Below are 20,956 nucleotides of genomic sequence, written 5' to 3'. Positions count from 1 at the left end.
CCTCGGTACCAACCGCGCCCCCGGCCCGCCGCGTTGCGTTCCGTGCAGGGTCAGAACGGCTTGGTGGGGAGGTACTTGCCGTCGAGGGTGATGACGGCGCGCTCGCCGCCCTCGGGGTCGGCGACCTTCTTCACGTCGAGCTTGAAATTGATGGCGCTGATGATGCCGTCGCCGAACTGCTCGTGGACCAGGGCCTTGAGGGTGGTGCCGTAGACCTGGAGCATCTCGTAGAAGCGGTAGATGGTCGGGTCGGTGGGAATGCCGCCGGGGATCGATCCGCGGGTCGGGATGGTCTGCAGCAGCATCGCCGCGTCGTCGTCGAGGCCGAGGAGCTCGGCCGCGGCCTCGGCGGAGTTCTGCGGCAGGGCGTGCTGGCCGAGGACGGCGGCGGTGACGAAGGCGACCGACAGCCCGGCGGCGTCGGCGATCTGCTGCCAGGTGAGGTCCTTGCGGGTCTTGGCCTCGACGGCGGCGATGGCGAGGGCCTGACGGGCGGTGGGGTCGAACTGGGCGTGCGTCATGACAGGGATTCCTTTCGGGGCGCCGGCCTTGTTGCGCGGCCGGGCGGTCGTCGTGGTGAAGGGGGGTGGGTGGTCAGGCCGCGGCCTGGGCGGTGTCGATGGTTTCGACGGTTCCGGTGGCTATGTCGAACACCCAGCCGTGCAGCGTGAGTGTCCGGTCGGCCAGGGCGCGGGCCACGGAGGGGTGGGTGGTCAGGTTCTGCAGTTGTGCGGCCACGTTCGCCCGCACCAGCGCGGCGACCTTGGCCGGTCCGGACACAGTCGGCTCGGCGGCGGCGCGGGCCCGCGCCGCGTCGGCGTGCCGCAACCAGCCGGCGATGACCGGCGCGGCGCTGAGGTCGTGCTCCTTCGCCAGGGCGGTCATCGCGCCGCAGGAGGAGTGGCCGCAGATGACGATGTCGGTCACGTGCAGCAAGGCGACGGCGTACTCGACGCTTGCCGCGATGCCGTCCGGGCCGGATGCGTACGCGGGGACGAGATTGCCCGCGGTACGGATGACGAACAGCTCGCCCGGGTCGCTCTGCGTGATCAGTTCGGGGACCACGCGTGCGTCGGAGCAGCCGACGAACAGCGTCTTCGGCCGGTGGGTCGTGGCCAGGTGGGCGAAGAGCCCCGCCTTGGCGGGAAAGACGTCGCGGCGGAAACGCGCGAGGCCGCCCGTGAGGTCATGCATCGGTCACTCCTTTCGGTGAATGCCGGCCCGACGGGCTGACGAAATCCACCATGCATGACGTCCATCTATAGTGTCCAAGTCTTGCTATCCATGATCCTTATAGATCGCATCAATAGTGTGAGCTATGCTGCGCGTATGGGTCCGGAACTACGTCACCTCCGCTATCTGATCGCGGTGGCCGAACACGGCAATTTCACGCGCGCCGCCGAAGAGCTGCGCATCTCGCAGCCGACACTGTCGCAGCAGATCAAGCAACTGGAGCGGGCCGTCGGTGTCCAGCTGCTCGACCGAAGCGGTCGCGGCGTCCGCCCCACCGACGCGGGCGAGGCCTATGTGCACTACGCGCAGCGGGCACTGCGGGAACTGGCGGCCGCCGACCGCGCCGTCCTCGACGTCGCGGACCTCTCCCGGGGGCATCTGCGACTGGCGGTGACGCCGACCTTCACCGCGTATCTCGTCGGCCCGCTCGTGCAGGCGCTGCACACGCGCCACCCCGGCATCACGCTGGACCTGCGGGAAATGACCCAGGACCGCATCGAAGCGAGCCTTCTGGCCGACGATCTCGACCTCGGGATCGCCTTCGCGGGATCCCATCTGCCCGGCATCACCGCGACCGCCCTGTTCACCGAGACCCTCAGCCTCGTCGTCGCCACGGACCGTACCGAAGGCCGGGGCGACCGACCGCTGCCGGTGAGCTACCTGGCCGACCAGCAACTCGCCTTGCTCAGCAGCGACTTCGCCACCCGGAGCCATATCGACGGCTACTTCGCCCGGCATCGCATCAGCCCGCCGATCGCAGTGGAGGCCAACACCATCCAGGCCCTCACCGAAATCGTCCGGCGCACCGGCCCGCTGGCCACCGTGCTGCCCGACGCGATCGCGGACGACCACCTTCACCTCACGCCGATTCCCATCGACCCTCCGCTGCCCGCCCGCGTCGCCACCTTGCTGCACCGGGAGAGCGCCTACGAGAGCGCCGCCGCGCGCGCCTTCTCACGGCTCGCCCACGACCTGGTCCGCGCGCGCGGCTACGCACCGGCCTGAGAATCCCGTGCCGCGGACGGCATACCGAATACGTACGTCGAGTGATGAGAGAATTGAGGACATGACAGGGTCTGGAGACTTCGAGCCGGAGTCGGAGCGGGTCACGCGCCAGTTGCGTGACGAGATCATCGACGGTGTGCGTGAGCCGGGCAGCAAGCTCGTCGAGCGCGAGCTCGCCGCGGAGCTCGGGGTGAGCAGGCTGCCCGTCCGAGAGGCCCTGAAGGCGCTGGTCACCGAGGGGCTGGTGACACCCAGGCCGCGGACCTGGGCCGTCGTACGGGAGTTCACACCGGCGGACGTCGAGGACCTCGACGAGGTCCGCGCGGCCCTGGAGACGCTGACCTTCCGGCTCGCCGCCCAAAGGCGCACCCGCGCGGGACTCGAGAAGCTCCGCTCGGATCTCGACGCCGAGCTGAAGGCGGCGGAGAAGGGGGATGCCGTACGGGCCCACCGGGCCGCTGCCGACTTCCACGAGACGGTCACCGAACTGGCCGACAACGAACTCCTGAACGAGCTCCAGAGCGCTCTTCGCAGCAGGATGCGCTGGCTGCTGGGGCAGCACGACGACCTGGAGGGCGTCGCGCAGGAGCACGAAGGCCTGTACAAGGCGATTGCGGAGCGTGATGTCGCGCGGGTCGAGAAGCTGGCCGACGAACACCTGGTGACAGGTCGCAACGCGGCCGCCGCGCGCCGCAAGCACCAGGGCTGAGCGGTACGGCCCGGCCGGCGCGCCGATCCGCCGGCCCCCGGGCCTGTCCGCCGGACCGGGGCCGGACGGGCCCGAGACGCCGGAGGCCCTTCAGGCACCGGCCGGGGCGGCGCACACGGCGGCGGGCCGCCCCCGCGAGCGCTCAGACATGGACGATCCCGTCCGGGACATCCGGGTGGATCTCCGTCCTGATGTTCCGGTCGAGCAGGTCGCCGAGTCGTTCCAGCGGACCGATGAGTGCCCGCTCGCCGGCCCTGGCGACCCGCACGGCGGCGTCCACCTTCGGCTTCATCGACCCTTCGGCGAAGGCCAGTCGCGAGATCGCCTCCGGCAAGGCGGTGAGAATGTCGCGCTGCTCGGATGTCCCCCAGTTCTCGCTGACGAAGTCACCGTCCGTCAGCATCACGAGCATGTCCGCCTCGAGTTCTGCCGCCAGGGCCGCGGAGGCGAGGTCCTTGTCGACGACCGCATGCAGGCCCGTCTGCCGACCTTTGCTGTCGGTCCGGACGGGCACGCCGCCACCACCGACGCAGACGACGAGGTGACGGTTCTCCAGCAGCATGCGCACGAGGGGCGCCTGGACGATCCGCAGGGGCGAGGGGGAGGGGACGACCCGGCGGAAGGCCGCGCCGTCGCGCGCGATGGTCCAGCGGTACTCGGCCGCGGCTTCGGCCGCGTCCTGCGCCGAGTACTGGGGACCGATCAGCTTGGTGGGGTGCTCGAACGCGGGATCGCTCTCGTCGACCTCGGTGGTGGTGAGCAGAAGAAGGTCCTCGCCGAGACCGCCACCGCGGGCAAGCCCGTCGTCGTCTACTTCGTCGGCGGCTCCCGGGACGCCGTCGCCGACGCGGGCGGACACTTCGCCGCGAGCAGCCAGGACGCCGCCCTCCAGGCCGTCCGCCTCGGCGCCGACCCCCACGCGGACGTCGAGCCGCTCGACACCCACCGGGTGGAGGAGGTGTGCTCCCGCCTCGCACCGCACCAGCAGTTCGTCCGCGGCCTGTTCTGCGGCGGCACCCTGTGCGACGAGTCGATGTACTCCCTGCTCGGGATCAGCGACAACGTGTGGAGCAACATCCAGAAGGACCCCGGCCGCCGGCTCGACGCCGACGGCCCCAGCACCGGACACACCTTCCTCGACTTCGGCGACGACGACTTCACCAACGGCCACCCGCACCCGATGATCGACCCCTCCCTGCGCCTGGCATGCCCGGTCCAGGAGGCCGAGGACCCCCAAGTCGCCGTCGTCGTCATGGACTTCGTCCTCGGCTTCGGCGCCCACCAGGACCCGGTCGGCGTCACCCTCCCGGCGATCGGACAGGCCAAGCGGATCGCGGCGGAGGCCGGCCGCCACCTGGAGATCGTCGGCTACGTCCGCGGCACCGACTTCGACACCCCGGCGCTCGACGAGCAGGTCGCGGCCCTGGAGGCCGCGGGAGTGACCGTGACCCGCAGCAGCAACGGGACGGGCGAGTTCGCCCGTGAGATCGCCAGGAAGGCCCGGACCGCATGAGCAGCCCCGTCACTAACCTCTTCGCAGCCGACCTCGACGTCATCAACGTCGGACTGGCGATGTTCGAGGAGGACATCGCCGCTCAGGGCGCGAACGTCACCACGCTCGACTGGACCCCGCCCGGCGGCGGCAACCCGGAGATCGTCGCCGTTCTGGACAGCCTGGAAGCCCCCGCCACCGCGGCGCGCATCGAAGCGGCCAACGCCGAGGCCGTCGAGCGCATCACCGGCTCCCGGCCCATGCTGGTCGGTTTCGGCCGCGCCCTCGACGTCGTCCCCGGAATGACGCCGACCACGATTCTGTACGCGGGCACGCCCATCACCTGGGAGCGCATGGCCGGCGCGATGAAGGGCGCCGTCACCGGAGCCCTCGTCTTCGAGGGCCTGGCCGCACGTGCGCAAACCGGTGCACACCGACCATCCCCCCTGACGGTGCGTCAACCCATTCACGCTAAGCTGCAAGTGCCCCGCGGGGGAAGTCCGGTCGAAATCCGGCGCTGACCCGCAACGGTAGGCGGAGCCCGAGATGTGGCCCCGTAAGCCCGATTACCCGCGGTGGTGAAGGCTCCTGTCAATTCGCCGTGGACTGCGAGTGGTGCTGCGCAGGGCGCTCCGCGTCCGGGCTGCTCCTTTGATCACGTAGGTGCACGGCCCGAGGCGAAAGCGATCCGCCCGTGGCCACCCCCCTCGTCCGTAAGCCTGCCGTGCCCTCGCGCACGGCCCGTGCCGGAGCCGGGCCCGCGCCGCCCCGGCGCGTGTCGCTGTCGCTGCTCCTTCCCGCCCTGTGCGCCGTGCTCCTGGTCTCCCTCGTCTGCGGGGCGGGCATCGGGGCGTCGGGGCTCTCCTGGAGCGAAGTACTGCGTTGTCTGTGGGCCGGGCTGACGGGCGGCCGAATAGCCCCTGACCAGGTGCCCGCGTACACCATCGTCTGGGAACTGCGCTTTCCGCGAGCCGTGCTGGCCGCGGTCGTCGGGGCCGGTCTCTCGGCCATCGGTGTCGCCGTGCAGGCCATGGTCCGCAACGCCCTTGCCGACCCGTTCGTCCTCGGCATCTCCTCGGGCGCGGCGGTCGGTGCCAATGCCGTGCTCATCTTCGGAGCCTTCGGCACGCTGGGTATCTGGGCGCTGTCCACGGCGTCGTTCCTTTCCGCGCTCCTCGCCATGATGCTGGTGTACGCCATCGCACGCACCGCTCGTGGTCTGACCCCGCTGCGGCTCGTCCTGACGGGCACCGCGATGTACTACGGCTTCTCGGCCGTCACCACGTTCATGGTGTTCGCGGCCGAGCGCGGTGAGGCCGCCCGCTCCGCGATGATGTGGATGCTCGGCAGCCTCGGCGGAGCCGACTGGGCCTCCGTACCGATTGCCGCGGGGGCCGTGCTCGGCGGTCTCGCCCACCTCGCCTGGTCGGCGCGTCGGCTGAACGCCCTGGCCATGGGCGACGAGACCGCTGCCGCGCTGGGGGTGGACGCGGGGCGGCTGCGCAAGGAACTGTTCCTGGTCTCCGCGGCCGTCACGGGGGCGGTGGTCGCGGTGAGCGGTGCGATCGGCTTCGTCGGACTGATGGTGCCGCACGCCGTACGGATGCTCGTCGGCGCGGACCACCGCCGACTGCTGGCCGTCGCACCACTGGTGGGTGCTGTCCTGCTGATCTGGGTGGACATCCTCTCCCGCGTGGTGCTCGCGCCCGCCGAACTGCCGGTGGGCGTGCTGACCGCGGTCATCGGCGTGCCGTGCTTCGTACTCCTGATGCGCCGCCGCTCCTACACGTTCGGAGGCGCCTGATGCGGATCGACATCGATGCTCTGACGGTCGAGATCGCCGGCGCACGGCTGGTGGCGGAGGCCACACTGGGAGCGGGGGAGGGGCAGCTCGTCGGTCTGGTCGGGCCCAACGGCAGTGGCAAGTCCACCCTGTTGCGTTGTGTCTACCGGGCTCTGCGTCCCTCGGGCGGCACGGTGCGGCTCGGCGGCGAGGATCTGTACGCCATGAGCGCGCGCGAAAGCGCGCGCCGGCTGGCCGCACTTCCCCAGGAGGCGGCCACCGAATTCGATTTCACGGTTGCCGAGGTCGTGGAGATGGGGCGGCTGCCGCACCAGTCATCGATGGGACGGACCACCGACGAGGACCGGCAGGCGTGCGGGGCCGCGCTGGCGGGAGTGGGCGCCGACCACCTCGCCGACCGCGGCTTCCTCACTCTTTCCGGCGGCGAGAAGCAGCGGGTGCTGATCGCCCGCGCGCTGGCTCAGCAGCCCCGGCTGCTGGTGCTCGACGAGCCGACCAACCATCTCGACATCGCACAGCAGTTGGAAGTGCTGGCGCTGGTGCGCGACAGCGGGCTGACCGTCCTCACCGCGCTGCACGACCTCAACCTCGCCGCACTCCACTGCGATCTGCTCCATGTCATCGACGGCGGACGGATCGTCGCCTCCGGCGCTCCGCACGACGTGCTCACCCCCGACCTGCTGGCCGAGGTCTTCGGCGTACGGGCACACCGCGTCCCGCATCCGGAGACCGGCGCCGTACAGCTGCTCTTCGACCGTCTTCGCCCCGCTCGACCCGATTCCTGAGGAGTCACCGCCGTCATGCACAACCTCGTACGCCCCGCCGCGATCGTGATCGCCGCCGCCCTGGTCCTCACCGGCTGCGGTGCGGAAATGCCCTCTGACCAAGGAGAGAAGGACAGCGCTCGGAAAAGCACCGGCCACTATCCGGTGACCATCGAGAACTGCGGCCAGAAGAAGACCTACGACAAGGCCCCGCAGCGCGTGGTCACCAATGACGTCGGCATCACCGAGATCATGTTCGCGCTCGAACTGGAGGACCACATGGCGGGTTATGTGATGCCCGAGGACAAGGGCGACCTCACGTCCGTTCCCTGGAAGGACGGATACCGGAAGGCCAAGTGGCTCTCCAAGGAGAGGATCAACAAGGAACTGGTCCTCGACGCCCGTGCCGATCTGGTCTTCGCCGGATGGAACTACGGATTCAGCGAGGGGGACGGGTTCACTCCTGCCGAACTCCGGAAAGTGGGCATCGGGTCGTATCTGCTGAGCGAGTCGTGCCGCAACGGCAAGGGGAAAGCGCGCGGAGTGATGGCACCGCTCGACGCGCTCTACACCGATTTGCGGAACCTGGGAAAGATATTCGATGTGGAGGACCGTGCGGAGGCCCTCGTCGCGACGTTCCGGAAGCAGGTGGCGGAAGCGCAGGCGAAGGCGCCGAAGGGTACCGACCGCCCCCGGGTCTTCCTCTACGACGACGGGCGGGACAAGCCGCTGACCTCCGGTGCCTTCGCGGGGCCGCACGACATCATCACCAAGGCCGGTGGCGATCACGTCATGAAGGACCTCAAGGACAGCTGGGTGACCGTGGGCTGGGAGACCGTGGTCGACCGTGACCCCGAGGTGATCGTCATCAACGACTACGGTGACAACGGCGCGGCGCAGAGGGAGAAGTTCCTGAAGTCCTATCCGCCGCTCGCGAATGTCTCGGCCATCAAGAACGACCGTGTCTTCGTCCTCGATTACGCGGACCTGGTGGAGAGTCCGCGCAATCCGGCGGCCATCAGTTCACTTGCCGCGTATCTGAGGAACGTCGATCTCTGACCCGTCCCCGCGCATCGGTGTCCGGGCGTCACGCCGCCCCGGCACCGGTGCGGGCGACCGGATGCAGTGCGGCGTACTCCAGCGGCGCCGATGGATCGATGGACACATCCAGCGGTGCCGGCTGTGCGCCCGCGCGGACCAGCAGGTCCCCGACCGCGGCGATCATCGCGCCGTTGTCGGTGCACAGCCGCAGCGGCGGCACACGCAGGGTGACACCGGCGGCCCGGCACCGCGCCTCCGCCAGGGCCCGTACGCGGGAGTTGGCGGCCACGCCGCCCACCACGACCAGTGTCCCCACGCCGTACGCGCCGCAGGCGGCCACGGCCTTGCGGGTCAGCACGTCCGCGACGGCCTCCTGGAGCGCGGCGGCGCCGTCGGCCAGCGGGAGCCGCGCCCCGCGGATCCGGTGCTGCTCCGCCCAGCGGGCGGCGGCGGTCTTCAGGCCGGAGAAGGAGAACGCGTAGGGGGCGTCGCGGGGCCCGGTGAGCGGACGCGGGAAGACCACCGCGTCCGGGTCGCCCGTGCGCGCCGCCCGGTCGATGGCCGGACCGCCCGGGTACGGCAGTCCGAAGACCCGGGCGACCTTGTCGAAGCACTCGCCCGCCGCGTCGTCGAGGGTGTCCCCGAGATGCAGGATCGGATCGCGGGCCAGGTCGCGTACGAGCAGCAGGGAGGTGTGCCCGCCGGACACGATCAGGACCACGCACGGATCGGGCAGCGGGCCGTGCTCCAGGGTGTCGGCGGCCACGTGCCCGGCCAGGTGGTGCACCCCGTGGAGCGGCACGCCCAGTGCGTACGCGAGCCCCTTCGCGCCGGCCAGGCCGACCTGCAGCGCCCCCGACAGACCGGGACCCGTGGTGACGGCGACCGCGCCGATGTCCTTCATGCGCAGCCCCGCCTCGGCCAGGGCCCGGGACACGACCGGGGTCAGCGACGAGACATGCGCACGGGCCGCGATCTCCGGAACGACTCCGCCGAACCGTGCGTGCTCGTCCATGCTCGACGCCACCGCGTGCCCGAGCAGTTGCCCGTCGCGGACCAGACCCGCCCCGGTCTCGTCGCACGACGACTCGATTCCGAGCACCACCGGAGACCCCACAGCACACTCCTGCACTTCATGATTAATTGCGAAGGACTTGCAATAAGGGTACGGGGGTGACCACCTGGCCGTTGCCCGATCATGGCCGGACAGTAGAGTTCGGCTGCGTCATCCCCTGAACACCGAGGTACCGGCCGTGACTCTCGCTCCACCCGAACAACCCGTCCCACCTGCGGTGACCGTCGTGGGAATCGGCGCCGACGGATGGGCGGGACTGACCGACGCGGCGCGCACGGCGCTCGTCGACGCACAGGTCCTCATCGGCGGTGAGCGGCAACTGGCCCTGCTCCCGCCGTCCTGCCGGGGACAACGGGTGCCATGGCCCTCGCCGTTGCGGCCCGCCGTCCCCGGCCTGCTCGCCGCGCACGCCGGGTGCAGGCTCGCCGTCCTGGCCAGCGGCGACCCGATGTTCTACGGCATCGGCCGGGCCCTCACCGAAGTGCTCGGCGCCGGTGCGCCGAGGATCCTGCCCCACCCCTCGTCCGTCTCCTACGCCTGTGCCCGGATCGGCTGGCCGCTGGAGGACACCGAGGTCGTCACCCTGGTCGGCCGCCCCGCCGCCCGGCTGGCCGCCGCGCTGCACGACGGCCGACGGGTGCTGGTCCTCAGCGCCGACGCCGGTACCCCGGCCGCGGTGGCCGGACTGCTGCGCGAACAGGGCTTCGGCCCGAGCCGGCTGCGCGTGCTCGAACAGCTCGGCGGAGCGGACGAGGCATGCCTGGAGGGCACCGCGGACCACTGGCCGCACCCACCGGGCGACCCGCTGAACGTCATCGCGATCGACTGCCGGCGAGCCCCCGAAGCCCTGCGCCTCGGCGCCGTCCCCGGCTTGCCCGACGAGGCCTACGAACACGACGGGCAGCTCACCAAGCGGCATATCCGGGCCGCGACCCTCGGGGTGCTCGCGCCCGCCCCCGGCGAACTCCTCTGGGACATCGGCGGCGGCTCGGGGTCCATCGCGATCGAATGGATGCGGAGCCATCCGTCCTGCCGCGCGATCACCGTGGAACGCGACCCGGCACGGGCCGGACGCATCGAGCGCAACGCCGGCCGTCTCGGCGTCCCGGCCCTGCGCGTGGTCACCGGCCGGGCCCCCGGCAACCTGTCCGGACTCCCCACGCCCGACGCCGTGTTCATCGGTGGCGGGCTGACCGCGCCCGGCCTTCTCGACACCTGCTGGGACGCGCTGCCGCCCGGCGGACGGCTGGTCGCCAACACGGTCACGCTGGAGTCCGAGGCGCTGCTCGCCGGGGCGCACCGCCTGCACGGCGGTGACCTGGTCCGGCTCGCGGTCGCGCATGCCGTGCCGGTCGGCGGCTTCACCGGCTGGCGGCAGGCCATGCCGGTCACCCAGTGGTCCGTACGCAAACCCTCGATCAGTACCGATGCGGAACGCTCAGCAGAAGAGCCCGCGCAAGACCCAGGAGACAACAGATGACCGTGTATTTCATCGGCGCGGGCCCGGGGGCGGCCGACCTGATCACCGTGCGCGGCGCCCGCACCCTCGCCTCCTGCCAGGTGTGCCTGTACGCGGGCAGCCTGGTCCCCCGGGAACTGCTCGCCGAATGCCCCCCGGACGCCCGCCTGGTGGACACCGCCCAGCTCGACATCGACCAGATCACCGCCGAGCTGACGGCCGCGCACCGGGCCGGCCACGACGTGGCGCGGCTGCACTCGGGCGACCCTTCGGTGTTCAGCGCGGTCAACGAGCAGATGCGTCGGCTCGACGAGGCCGGTGTGCCCTACGAAGTGGTGCCCGGCGTACCCGCGTTCGCGGCAGCCGCGGCGGCGCTCAAGCGTGAACTGACCGTGCCGACCGTGGGCCAGACCGTCATCCTCACCCGGGTGGCCAACCGCGCGACCGCGATGCCGGAGGGCGAGGACCTGGCCACGCTGGGCCGCAGCGGTGCCCTGATCGTGCTGCACCTCGCCGCCAGGTACGTGGACCGCGTCGTCGAGGAACTGCTGCCGCACTACGGGGCCGACTGCCCGGCCGCCGTCGTGGCGCTGGCCTCACGCCCGGACGAACTCGTTCTGCGCGGAACCCTCGACGACATCGCCGGGCAGGTGAAGGCGGCGGGCGTGATCCGTACCGCCGTGATCATGGTCGGCCGCACACTGGGCGCCGAGCAGTTCCGCGACAGCCACCTCTACTCGCCCGGACGTGAACGCCACGTCTGCTGACGGCACGACCGCATCGGCCGGGCGGACGGTCAGCGCACGCTGCTGCGCCCGACGACCGCGCCCGCCCGGTCGATGCAGATGACGTCGACGGCGACCGGTGCACCCCGCAGCACCGACAGCGCCTCGTCCCGCGCCGCCACGGCCACCAGGTCCCCGAGCGGCACACCGCGCGCGCGGCACAACTGGAGTGCCGCGAGACCCGTGTTCGCGACCGCCACCTCGGCCGCCAGGGCCTCGTCCGCACCACCCCGCCGGGCCAGCTCGGCCAGGAACGGCTTGTCGACCTGGGACCGGGCGGAGTGCAGGTCGAGGTGTCCGGCGGCGAGCTTCGACAGCTTCGCGAACCCGCCGCAGACCGTGAGCCGGTCCACCGGGTGACGGCGTACGTACTTCAGCACCGCGCCCGCGAAGTCCCCCATGTCGAGCAGCGCGATCTCCGGCAGCCCGTACTCGGACACCACGGTCTTCTCCGAGGTGGAACCCGTGCACCCGGCCACGTGGGTGTGCCCGGCGGCACGGGCCACGTCCACGCCGCGGCGGATCGAGTCGATCCATGCCGAGCAGGAGTACGGCACCACGACACCGGTCGTGCCGAGGATCGACAGACCGCCCAGGATGCCGAGGCGCGGGTTCCAGGTGGAGCGGGCGATCTCCTCGCCGTCGTCCACGGAGACGGTGACCTCGACGTCCCCGGAACCCCGGTGTTCCGCGGCGACGCGTGCGATGTGGTCGCGGATCATCTGGCGCGGCACGGGATTGACCGCCGGCTCCCCGACATCGAGCGGCAGCCCGGGAAGGGTGACCGTGCCCACGCCGGGCCCGGCCCGGAACACCACACCCGAGCCCGGCGGCAGCCGCCGTACGGTCACCCGGACGAGAGCGCCGTGCGTCACATCGGGGTCGTCGCCCGCGTCCTTGACCACCCCGGCCGTCGCTCGCCCCGCAGCCAGCTCCTCCACCGCGAGCGCGAAAGCCGGCGTCTGCCCCTTGGGTAGGGTGATCGTCACCGGGTCGGGGAAGTCGCCCGTCAGCAGGGCCGTGTACGCGGCGGTGGCCGCCGCGGTCGCACAGGCGCCGGTGGTCCAGCCGGGCCGCAGACCGGTGTGCTTCAGCTGGGCGCTGCGTCCGCCCTCACTCTCACCCATGGATGGATCCGATGCATGTACTCGTACTCGGCGGAACGACGGAGGCCCGTCGCCTCGCCGGGTTGCTGGTGGAGCTGCTCCCGGCCGGTGCCAGGCTGACGAGCTCGCTCGCCGGACGCGTGTCCGGCCCGAGGCTTCCCCCGGGCGAGGTCCGCATCGGCGGCTTCGGGGGAGCCGACGGGCTCGCCGCATGGCTGCGTACGCACCAGGTGGACGTGCTCATCGACGCCACCCATCCTTTCGCCGGGACGATCAGTTTCAACGCGGCCGCTGCCGCCGCTGCCGCCCATGTTCCCCTGCTGGCGTTGCGGCGGCCCGGCTGGGTGCCCGGCGAAGGCGACGACTGGCATTCGGCCGGCTCCCTGGCCGAGGCGGCGGCGGCGCTGCCCGCGCTGGGACGGCGCGTGTTCCTCACGACCGGACGGATGGGGCTGGCCGCCTTCGCGGGCCTGGACGAGCTGTGGTTCCTGATGCGCTCGGTGGACGCCCCCGAAGCGCCGTACCCCGCCCGGATGGAGGTCCTGCTCGACCGGGGCCCGTTCACCCTGGACGGAGAACGTGAGCTGATCCGCCGTCATCGCGTCGACGTCGTCGTCACGAAGGACAGCGGAGGCGCCGCCACGGCCCCCAAACTCACCGCGGCCCGCGAGGCGCGGATCCCGGTGGTGGTGGTGCGGCGGCCGCCCGTGCCCGAGGGCATGCCGGTCGTCGACGGCCCCGAACCGGCCGTCGACTGGCTCCGCGAACACGTCCTCCGCCGGCTCTAGGCCCACGGCCGACCCGGCTCAGTCCTCCGGATAGCGGCGGGGTGTCCAGACGAGCTGCCGGCCGTCACCGCGCCGTACCCAGCGGGTCTGCGAGGACCCGACGAGCAGGATCGTGCGCATGTCGACCTCGGCGGGGTCGAGATCGCCCAGTCGTACGGTCCGCACGTTCTCGGCGGGCCCGCCCACATCCCGGCCGAGAACCACGGGGGTGTCCGGCGAGCGGTGTTCGAGCAGCAGGTCACGGGCCTTGCCGACCTGCCAGGTCCGGCTGCGCGAACCGGGGTTGTACAGCGCGAGCACCAGATCCGCCGTCGCCGCCGCGCGAAGCCGCTCAGCGATCACCTCCCACGGCTTGAGCCGGTCGGAGAGCGATATCGCCGCATAGTCGTGGCCCAGCGGCGCCCCCGCTCGGGCAGCGGCGGCGTTGGCCGCGGTCACCCCCGGCAGCACCCGCACCGGCACCTGCGCGTACTCGTCCTGCGACGCCACCTCCAGGACGGCCGTCGCCATGGCGAAGACCCCGGGGTCGCCGCCCGACACCACGGCCACCCGACGTCCGCGCCGGGCCAGATCGAGGGCGAACTCGGCGCGCTCCGACTCGACCTTGTTGTCCGAGCCGTGGCGCACCTGCCCCGGCCGTACCGGCACCCGGTCCAGATAGGTGGTGTAGCCGACCAGGTCGTCCGCGGCGGCCAGCGCCCCGCGCGTCTCGGGAGTCAGCCACAGCGGGCCGGCCGGGCCGGTGCCGACCACGGTCACCTCGCCGCCCTCCGGGGCGCGTTCGGGACGCGGCGCTCCGATCCTGCTGGGCAGGACCGCGACCGCGAAGTACGGCACGGAGCCGGCGTCGACCTCGGCCAGGTCGCCCACCCGCTCCCCGGCCATCGTGGCGCGCTCGACGTAGCGCGCCTCGGGCAGCCGCCCGGCCGTCTCGAAGGCGCGGCGCACGGCGGGAAACGTACGTCCCAGCTTCATGACCACAGCGGCGTCGGTGGCGGCGAGCCGGGCGGTCAGCTCCTCCTCCGGCAGGGTGCCGGGCAGGATGGTCAGCACCTCCTCGCCCTCGACGAGCGGGGTGCCGAGCCGCGCGGCGGCCGCGCTGACCGAGGTGACGCCCGGGATCACTTCGGTCGGGTAGCGGTCGGCGAGCCGCTTGTGCATGTGCATGTACGAGCCGTAGAAGAGCGGGTCGCCCTCGGCCAGCACGGCGACCGTGCGGCCGGCGTCGAGATGCACCGCCAGGCGGGCCGCCGCCTCGGCGTAGAACTCCTCCATCGCTCCCCGGTAACCGCCCGGGTGGTCCGTGGTCTCCGTCGTGACGGGGTAGACCAGCGGCTCCTCGACATGGTCGGCACGGATGTGCTTCGCCGTGATGGACCGGGCGATGGACCGCCCGTGCCGGGCACTGTGATAGGCGATGACATCGGCCTCGGCGATGATCTCCACCGCGCGTACGGTCATCAGGGCCGGATCGCCGGGGCCGAGCCCGACCCCGTACAGCCGGCCCGTCTTCTGCTCGCTCACGTCTACTCTTCCTCGCTGGCGATCGCGTTGAGGGCGGCGGCCGCCATGGCGCTGCCGCCGCGACGGCCCCGAACGATCAGATGCTCCAGCCCGGACGGGTGCGCGGCCAGGGCGTCCTTGGACTCGGCGGCACCGATGAAGCCGACCGGTACGCCGATGACGGCGGCGGGGCGCGGCGCGCCCTCCTCGATCATCTCCAGCAGTCGGAACAGGGCGGTCGGTGCGTTTCCGACGGCGACGACCGCGCCGTCCAGCCGGTCGCGCCACAGCTCCAGCGCTGCGGCGCTGCGGGTGGTGCCCAGCTGCTTCGCGAGTTCGGGCACCGCCGGGTCGGACAGGGTGCACACCACCTCGTTGTCCGCGGGCAGCCGCTTGCGGGTGACGCCGCTGGCGACCATGGCCACATCGCACAGGATGGGTGCGCCGGCCCGCAGAGCGGCGCGGGCGCGGGCGACCGCGTCCGGGGTGAAAGCGAGATCACGGACGAGGTCGACCATCCCGCAGGCGTGGATCATGCGGACCGCGACCTGGCTCACATCGGCGGGCAGGCCTGCGAGATCCGCCTCTGCACGGATCGTGGCGAAGGACTGGCGATAGATCGCCGGTCCGTCCTTCTCGTACTGGTGCACAGTGCTTTCGCTCTCTTCCTCGGGCGTGCGACGGTCGGGTACAGGGGAGTGGGGCGTACGGGATCAGCCGCGCGCGCGGCGGGCCGCGGCCACCGCGGCGGCGAGCCCACCGGGGCTGTCGGGGACGCTCACGGGGGCGTCCCGTACCTCGCCCCGTACGAGCGAGATCCGGTGTCCGCCGGGGGTGGCGACGACGTCCACCCACTCGCCGCGGGGGTGGCCGCACCGGCGTTCGCACCCGGACCAGTACACCGGAAGCGGGCCCACGGCCCCCACCGCGTCCGCCGCCTGGGCCCGCACATCGGCCAGCGACTTCGCGCAGCCGGGCCGGCCGATACAGGCACCCACCCCGGCCCAGGGGGAGCCGGGTCCGACGACGAGGCCGGTGGCCCCCAGATCGTCCAGCAGCCCCGCGGCCCGCCGCCGCTCCACCCCCGGTACGACGACCCCGCGCCACGGTGTCAGCCGCAACTCACCGCGGCCCCGGTGCCGCGCCGTGTCCGTCAACGACCGCCACTGCGTCGGGTCGACGCGCCCCAGGGGGATGCCGACGGACAGCGCGGCCCCGTCGTGCGGGCCGGTCACGACGCCGGGGGCGGGGCCGTCCGAGCTCCGCGGGCAGGCACGGTCCTCGGTGGAAGTGGTGCCGGTACCCGTCGCCCGCAACCGTCGTACGACCTCGTCGAAGAGGGATCCGGCACCGCCGGGCAGGTCCGACACGCGCCAGGCACCGGTGCCCGACGCCTGATCCAGGAAGGTCCCGGCCGCCAGGAGGGCGGCCTGCGGCGCCTGCGCGCCCGGTATCCGTACTGCGGTCCTGGCCATGCCGATCCGCAGCAGCGCCGTTCCGTCGCCCTGCGCCAGCAATGTCACGTCGCCGCCCAGCGTGTCCACATCGCCACGGCCGTCGTCGAGCACGAACAGGAACCTGCCCGAGAGGCCCGCCGTCCGGTCGCCCGCGCACAACAGCGCGTCCAGCGCGGACAGCCAGGGGCCGACGTCCCGTGCGCCGCGGCCGTCGAGCCCCGAGAGCGGCGACGCCACGATGTTGCGTATCCGCTCGTGGCGCGCGGAGGGCAGCAGCCCCGCCTCGCCCAGCCTGTCGGCCAGTTCGCCTCCGCAGTCCGGGCCCAGCCCGCGCAACTGGACATTGCCGCGCGAAGTGAGATGCAACTCACCATCGCCCAGGCTCCCCGCCAACGCCCCCAGGGCGTCCGCCTGCACCGCGGTCAGCAGACCGCCGGGAACACGGACGCGGGCCAGAGCGCCGTCGTCCGCCCGGTGCAGCCGCAGCGTGCCGGGGCAGGCGTCACCGCGGTCCCGGGGAGACGCGTCTCCCGGCGGTGAAGGCGAAGTGGCAGGTCGGGGCATGGCGGCGAGCATACCGACCATCTGACCAGATCCGTATGTCCTCCATCGGTTGACCGGCCCTTACTATGCCTAGTGACGGGCCATCCGGCACGTCGTCGCCACAGACGGCGACAGGGGAGGAAGTCCGGTGCAAGTCCGGCACGGTCCCGCCACTGTGAGTCCGGCCACGGCCGGGCAAGTCAGGAACTCCCTTCCCCACACGCTCGGATCCGTTCGAGCGGGGAGCTTCATTCCGACACCGCCCGGGGCGTGGACACCCCGAGGAAGGCCCGACGCCGCATGATCCTGCTCCTGTCGACGTCCGACACCGACCTGCTCAGCGCCCGTGCCTCGGAGGGCCCGGTCTCCTACCGCTACGCCAACCCCTCCCGGCTCCCGCTCCAGGACCTGCCACAGCTCCTGGACGGCGTCGACCTGGTCGTCGTGCGCCTCCTCGGCGGGGTACGCGCCTGGCAGGACGGCCTCGACCAGGTGCTCGCCACCGGACGCCCCGTCGTCGTCCTCACCGGCGAACAGGCCCCCGACGCCCAGCTGATGGCCGCCTCGACGGTTCCCATCGGCATCGCCGCCGAGGCCCATGCCTATCTGGCCCACGGCGGGCCCGCCAACCTGGACCAGCTCGCCCGCTTCCTCTCCGACACCGTCCTGCTCACCGGCCACGGCTTCGCGCCGCCCGCCCCGGCACCCTCCTGGGGCCCGCTGGAGCGCACCCCCCGTAGCACCGACGGCCCGGTCGTCGCCGTGCTCTACTACCGCGCCCACCACATGAGCGGCAACACCGCGTTCATCGAGGCCCTGTGCCGTGCCGTCGAGGACGCGGGCGCCCGCGCGCTGCCGCTGTACGTCGCCTCGCTGCGTACCCCCGAGCCCGAACTGATCGAAGCGCTGCGCGCCGCCGACGCGATCGTGACGACCGTCCTCGCCGCGGGCGGCACCCGGCCCGCCGAGGCGTCGGCGGGCGGTGACGACGAGTCCTGGGACGCGGGCGTCCTCAGCGGCCTCGACGTACCCATCCTCCAGGCCCTCTGCCTCACCGGTTCGCGCACCGACTGGGAAGGCAACGACGAGGGAGTCTCCCCGCTCGACGCCGCCAGCCAGATCGCGGTCCCCGAGTTCGACGGCCGCCTGATCACCGTTCCGTTCTCGTTCAAGGAGATCGACGAGGACGGCCTGCCCGCGTACGTCGCCGACACCGAGCGCGCCGCCCGTGTCGCCGGGATCGCCGTGCGCCATGCCCGGCTGCGCCACATCCCGGCCGCCGAGAAGCGGATCGCGCTCGTCCTCTCCGCGTATCCGACCAAGCACTCCCGGATCGGCAACGCGGTCGGCCTCGACACCCCGGCCAGCGCCGTCGCCCTGCTGCGCCGACTCCGCGCCGAGGGATACGACTTCGGTACGGAGGAGGTCCCCGGCCTCGCATCGGGCGACGGCGACGAGCTGATCCGCGCGCTGATCGAGGCGGGCGGCCACGACCAGGAGTGGCTCACCGAGGAGCAGTTGGCCCGCAATCCGGTCCGCATCCCGGCCGCCGACTACCGGCGCTGGTACGCGACCCTCCCGGCCGAGCTCCGCGAAGCCGTCGAGCAGCACTGGGGCCCCGCCCCGGGCGAGATGTTCGTGGACCGGTCGAGCAACCCGGAGGGCGACATCGTCCTTGCGGCCCTGCGCCGCGGCAATCTGCTCATCCTCATCCAGCCGCCGCGCGGCTTCGGCGAGAACCCGATCGCGATCTACCACGACCCCGATCTGCCGCCCTCGCACCACTACCTGGCCGCCTACCGCTGGATCGCCGCCCCGGCCGACGACAACGGCTTCGGCGCCGACGCGATGATCCACCTCGGCAAGCACGGCAACCTGGAATGGCTGCCCGGCAAGAACGCCGGCCTCTCCGCCGCCTGCGGCCCCGACGCCGCCCTCGGCGACCTCCCGCTCATCTACCCGTTCCTGGTCAACGACCCGGGCGAGGGGACGCAGGCCAAGCGGCGCGTCCATGCCACCCTCGTGGACCACCTCGTACCGCCGATGGCGCGCGCCGACAGCTACGGGGACATCGCCCGGCTCGAACAACTCCTGGACGAGCACGCCCAGATCGCGGCGATGGACCCGGCGAAGCTGCCGGCGATCCGCGCACAGATCTGGACCCTGATCCAGGCGGCCAAGCTCGATCACGACCTGGGGCTCGAAGACCGCCCCGAGGACGAGGGCTTCGACGAGTTCATCATGCATCTCGACGGCTGGCTCTGCGAGATCAAGGACGCGCAGATCCGCGACGGCCTGCATGTCCTGGGCGGCGCCCCGGCCGGTGCCGACCGGGTCAACCTCGTCCTCGCGATCCTGCGCGCCCGTCAGATCTGGGGCGGCACGGCCTCTCTGCCGGGCCTGCGCGAGGCGTTGGGGCTCGACGAGTCCGCCGCGACCCGGGTCACCGCCGACGAGGCCGAGGAGCGGGCCCGCGCCCTGGTCCAGGCGATGGAGGACGCGGACTGGTCCCCGGAAGCCGTCGCCGGGGTGGCGGCCGGGCACCCGCGGGCCGTCAGCGACATCCTCGACTTCGCGGCCCGCGAGGTGGTGCCGCGGCTGGCCGCCACGACCGACGAACTCGACCACGCCCTCCACGCGCTGGACGGCGGATTCGTCCCCGCCGGACCTTCGGGCTCCCCGCTCCGCGGTCTGGTCAACGTCCTGCCGACCGGCCGCAACTTCTACTCCGTCGACCCCAAGGCCGTACCCTCGCGCCTCGCCTGGGAGACCGGCCAGGCCCTGGCCGACTCGCTCCTGGAGCGCTACCGCACCGACAACGGCGACTGGCCCACCTCGGTCGGTCTGTCCCTGTGGGGTACGAGCGCGATGCGCACCGCCGGCGACGACGTCGCCGAGGCCTTCGCCCTGCTCGGCGTCCGCCCGGTCTGGGACGACGCCTCGCGCCGCGTCACCGGCCTGGAGGCGATCCCGCCGGCCGAACTCGGCCGCCCGCGCATCGATGTCACCCTCCGCATCAGCGGTTTCTTCCGCGACGCCTTCCCGCACACCATCGGCCTCCTCGACGACGCGGTCCGCCTGGCCGCCTCCCTGGACGAGCCGGCCGAGCAGAACCACGTACGCGCCCACACCCAGGCCGACCTGGCCGCCCACGGCGACGAACGCCGCGCCACCACCCGTATCTTCGGCTCCCGCCCCGGTACGTACGGTGCCGGTCTGCTCCAGCTGATCGACTCCCGCGACTGGCGCACCGACGCGGACCTCGCCGAGGTCTACACGGTGTGGGGAGGTTACGCCTACGGACGCGAACTCGATGGCCGCCCGGCCCGTGAGGAGATGGAGACGGCGTACAAGCGGATCGCGGTCGCGGCCAAGAACACCGACACCCGCGAACACGACATCGCCGACTCCGATGACTACTTCCAGTACCACGGCGGCATGGTGGCCACCGTCCGCGCCCTGCGCGGCACCGCCCCGGAGGCGTACATCGGTGACTCCACCCGCCCCGAGACGGTCCGCACCCGCACCCTGGTGGAGGAGACCTCGCGGGTCTTCCGCGCCCGGGTGGTGAACCCCAAGTGGATCGAGGCGATGCGGCGGCACGGCTACAAGGGAGCCTTCGAACTGGCCGCCACCGTCGACTACCTCTTCGGCTACGACGCGACGACGGGCGTGGTCGCCGACTGGATGTACGACAAGCTCACCGAGACGTACGTCCTGGACCCGACCAACCGGGAGTTCCTCCAGCAGGCCAACCCCTGGGCCCTGCACGGCATCGCGGAGCGCCTCCTGGAGGCGGAATCCCGCGGCATGTGGGCCAAGCCCGACCCGGCCGTCCTCGAAGCCCTGCGCCAGGCATACCTGGAGACGGAGGGCAACCTGGAGGGCGAGGACTGACTCCCGGGCCCGGGACCGGACCACCGGACAGCGACATGTGACCGAGCCCCGGCCGCGACACCGGCCGGGGCTCGGTCGGCGCCCGGGTCGCGGTCCGGCTGTTGTTCGTGACGGTGACAGGGCTGACGTGGTCGACCTACGCCGGTGCCACGGTCAGTGACCTGTGTGAAGCACTCGGCCAGACGTGGGGCATCGACGTGCACACGGGGGAGCTGTTCGGTCCGTGAACCGGATCGTGCCTGCCGCACCGGCGCACTCGCTGATCGTGCTCGGATACCGGATGTGGTGGCAACGC

General features: G+C 72.0%; 19 protein-coding genes and 2 riboswitches. Of the genes, 10 read left to right on the top strand and 9 right to left on the bottom strand.

Annotation, left to right across the window (positions count from 1 at the left end; translation table 11 throughout):
* Positions 1–50: 50 nt before the first annotated feature.
* Positions 51–521: a cyanase gene (cynS, locus tag ACFVX4_RS32995; protein WP_389984470.1), complete on the bottom strand. Its 471-nt coding sequence runs from the start codon at positions 519–521 to the stop codon at positions 51–53.
* Positions 522–594: 73 nt separating this feature from the next.
* On the bottom strand, positions 595–1,194 hold the full coding sequence (locus ACFVX4_RS32990; RefSeq protein WP_389984467.1) for a carbonic anhydrase: 600 nt from the start codon (positions 1,192–1,194) through the stop codon (positions 595–597).
* Between the two features lie 135 nt (positions 1,195–1,329).
* On the opposite strand from ACFVX4_RS32990, the gene cynR reads away from it, so the two are divergent.
* Together cynR and ACFVX4_RS32980 are read left to right on the top strand one after the other, a co-directional pair.
* On the top strand, positions 1,330–2,238 hold the full coding sequence (gene cynR / locus ACFVX4_RS32985; protein ID WP_389984464.1) for a transcriptional regulator CynR: 909 nt from the start codon (positions 1,330–1,332) through the stop codon (positions 2,236–2,238).
* Positions 2,239–2,299: 61 nt separating this feature from the next.
* A complete protein-coding gene (locus ACFVX4_RS32980; RefSeq protein WP_385330115.1) occupies positions 2,300–2,947 on the top strand; it encodes a GntR family transcriptional regulator in 648 nt (215 codons plus the stop codon).
* 142 nt (positions 2,948–3,089) lie between these two features.
* Here the strand turns inward: ACFVX4_RS32980 and ACFVX4_RS32975 are convergent, their stop codons facing one another.
* Positions 3,090–3,590, bottom strand: coding sequence for a hypothetical protein (locus tag ACFVX4_RS32975; protein ID WP_389984504.1), 501 nt, complete (start codon positions 3,588–3,590; stop codon positions 3,090–3,092).
* Positions 3,591–3,662: 72 nt separating this feature from the next.
* Between ACFVX4_RS32975 and ACFVX4_RS32970 the strand changes: the two genes are divergently transcribed.
* Entirely contained in the window at positions 3,663–4,460 is a 798-nt protein-coding gene (locus ACFVX4_RS32970; protein ID WP_389984461.1) for a hypothetical protein, read from the top strand.
* Between the two features lie 82 nt (positions 4,461–4,542).
* Here ACFVX4_RS32970 and ACFVX4_RS32965 read toward each other — a convergent pair whose 3' ends face one another.
* Positions 4,543–4,821, bottom strand: a complete 279-nt coding sequence (locus tag ACFVX4_RS32965) for a hypothetical protein (RefSeq protein WP_389984458.1) — start codon at positions 4,819–4,821, stop codon at positions 4,543–4,545.
* Between the two features lie 51 nt (positions 4,822–4,872).
* Positions 4,873–5,032, top strand: a riboswitch (cobalamin riboswitch).
* Between the two features lie 101 nt (positions 5,033–5,133).
* Between ACFVX4_RS32965 and ACFVX4_RS32960 the strand changes: the two genes are divergently transcribed.
* Genes ACFVX4_RS32960 through ACFVX4_RS32950 form a run of 3 tightly spaced genes read left to right on the top strand, consistent with a single transcriptional unit; the run spans position 5,134 to position 8,066 of the window.
* Positions 5,134–6,243 carry a FecCD family ABC transporter permease gene (locus ACFVX4_RS32960; protein ID WP_389984456.1) on the top strand — a complete coding sequence of 370 codons (1,110 nt, stop codon included), beginning with the start codon at positions 5,134–5,136 and terminating at the stop codon, positions 6,241–6,243.
* Complete coding sequence (locus ACFVX4_RS32955) at positions 6,243–7,028, top strand: ABC transporter ATP-binding protein (RefSeq protein ID WP_389984453.1); 786 nt, start codon at positions 6,243–6,245, stop codon at positions 7,026–7,028. Before ACFVX4_RS32960 ends, ACFVX4_RS32955 begins: the two co-directional genes overlap by 1 nt.
* 15 nt (positions 7,029–7,043) lie before the next feature.
* The gene (locus ACFVX4_RS32950; RefSeq protein WP_389984450.1) at positions 7,044–8,066 is read left to right on the top strand and encodes an ABC transporter substrate-binding protein; all 1,023 of its coding nucleotides are present in this window, start codon (positions 7,044–7,046) and stop codon (positions 8,064–8,066) included.
* Between the two features lie 28 nt (positions 8,067–8,094).
* On the opposite strand, the gene tsaD is transcribed toward ACFVX4_RS32950, so the two are convergent.
* Entirely contained in the window at positions 8,095–9,165 is a 1,071-nt protein-coding gene (gene tsaD, locus ACFVX4_RS32945; RefSeq protein ID WP_389984447.1) for a tRNA (adenosine(37)-N6)-threonylcarbamoyltransferase complex transferase subunit TsaD, read from the bottom strand.
* 136 nt (positions 9,166–9,301) lie between these two features.
* Here tsaD and cbiE point away from each other — a divergent pair, with 136 nt between their 5' ends.
* Both cbiE and cobM read left to right on the top strand, forming a co-directional pair.
* Entirely contained in the window at positions 9,302–10,603 is a 1,302-nt protein-coding gene (gene cbiE, locus ACFVX4_RS32940; protein WP_389984444.1) for a precorrin-6y C5,15-methyltransferase (decarboxylating) subunit CbiE, read from the top strand.
* Positions 10,600–11,349, top strand: coding sequence for a precorrin-4 C(11)-methyltransferase (cobM, locus tag ACFVX4_RS32935; RefSeq protein ID WP_389984441.1), 750 nt, complete (start codon positions 10,600–10,602; stop codon positions 11,347–11,349). Before cbiE ends, cobM begins: the two co-directional genes overlap by 4 nt.
* A 29-nt stretch (positions 11,350–11,378) precedes the next feature.
* Here cobM and ACFVX4_RS32930 read toward each other — a convergent pair whose 3' ends face one another.
* Positions 11,379–12,494 carry a cobalt-precorrin-5B (C(1))-methyltransferase gene (locus tag ACFVX4_RS32930; RefSeq protein WP_389984438.1) on the bottom strand — a complete coding sequence of 372 codons (1,116 nt, stop codon included), beginning with the start codon at positions 12,492–12,494 and terminating at the stop codon, positions 11,379–11,381.
* An 11-nt stretch (positions 12,495–12,505) separates the two neighbouring features.
* On the opposite strand from ACFVX4_RS32930, the gene ACFVX4_RS32925 reads away from it, so the two are divergent.
* Entirely contained in the window at positions 12,506–13,261 is a 756-nt protein-coding gene (locus ACFVX4_RS32925; protein WP_389984435.1) for a cobalt-precorrin-6A reductase, read from the top strand.
* Between the two features lie 18 nt (positions 13,262–13,279).
* Here the strand turns inward: ACFVX4_RS32925 and ACFVX4_RS32920 are convergent, their stop codons facing one another.
* From ACFVX4_RS32920 to cobG, 3 genes are all read right to left on the bottom strand, one after another.
* Complete coding sequence (locus tag ACFVX4_RS32920) at positions 13,280–14,785, bottom strand: precorrin-2 C(20)-methyltransferase (protein ID WP_389984432.1); 1,506 nt, start codon at positions 14,783–14,785, stop codon at positions 13,280–13,282.
* 2 nt (positions 14,786–14,787) lie between these two features.
* Positions 14,788–15,414, bottom strand: coding sequence for a precorrin-8X methylmutase (locus tag ACFVX4_RS32915; protein ID WP_266430381.1), 627 nt, complete (start codon positions 15,412–15,414; stop codon positions 14,788–14,790).
* Between the two features lie 63 nt (positions 15,415–15,477).
* A complete protein-coding gene (cobG, locus tag ACFVX4_RS32910) occupies positions 15,478–16,797 on the bottom strand; it encodes a precorrin-3B synthase (RefSeq protein WP_389984501.1) in 1,320 nt (439 codons plus the stop codon).
* Between the two features lie 100 nt (positions 16,798–16,897).
* A riboswitch (adenosylcobalamin (AdoCbl) riboswitch) is annotated at positions 16,898–16,978 on the top strand.
* An 86-nt stretch (positions 16,979–17,064) separates the two neighbouring features.
* Here cobG and cobN point away from each other — a divergent pair.
* Positions 17,065–20,661, top strand: coding sequence for a cobaltochelatase subunit CobN (gene cobN, locus ACFVX4_RS32905; protein WP_389984498.1), 3,597 nt, complete (start codon positions 17,065–17,067; stop codon positions 20,659–20,661).
* Positions 20,662–20,956 lie beyond the last annotated feature (295 nt).

This window comes from Streptomyces sp. NPDC058240 (genome assembly GCF_042882135.1).
Taxonomy (GTDB): Bacteria; Actinomycetota; Actinomycetes; order Streptomycetales; family Streptomycetaceae; genus Streptomyces.
This window is presented reverse-complemented; position numbering and strand designations above follow the sequence as displayed.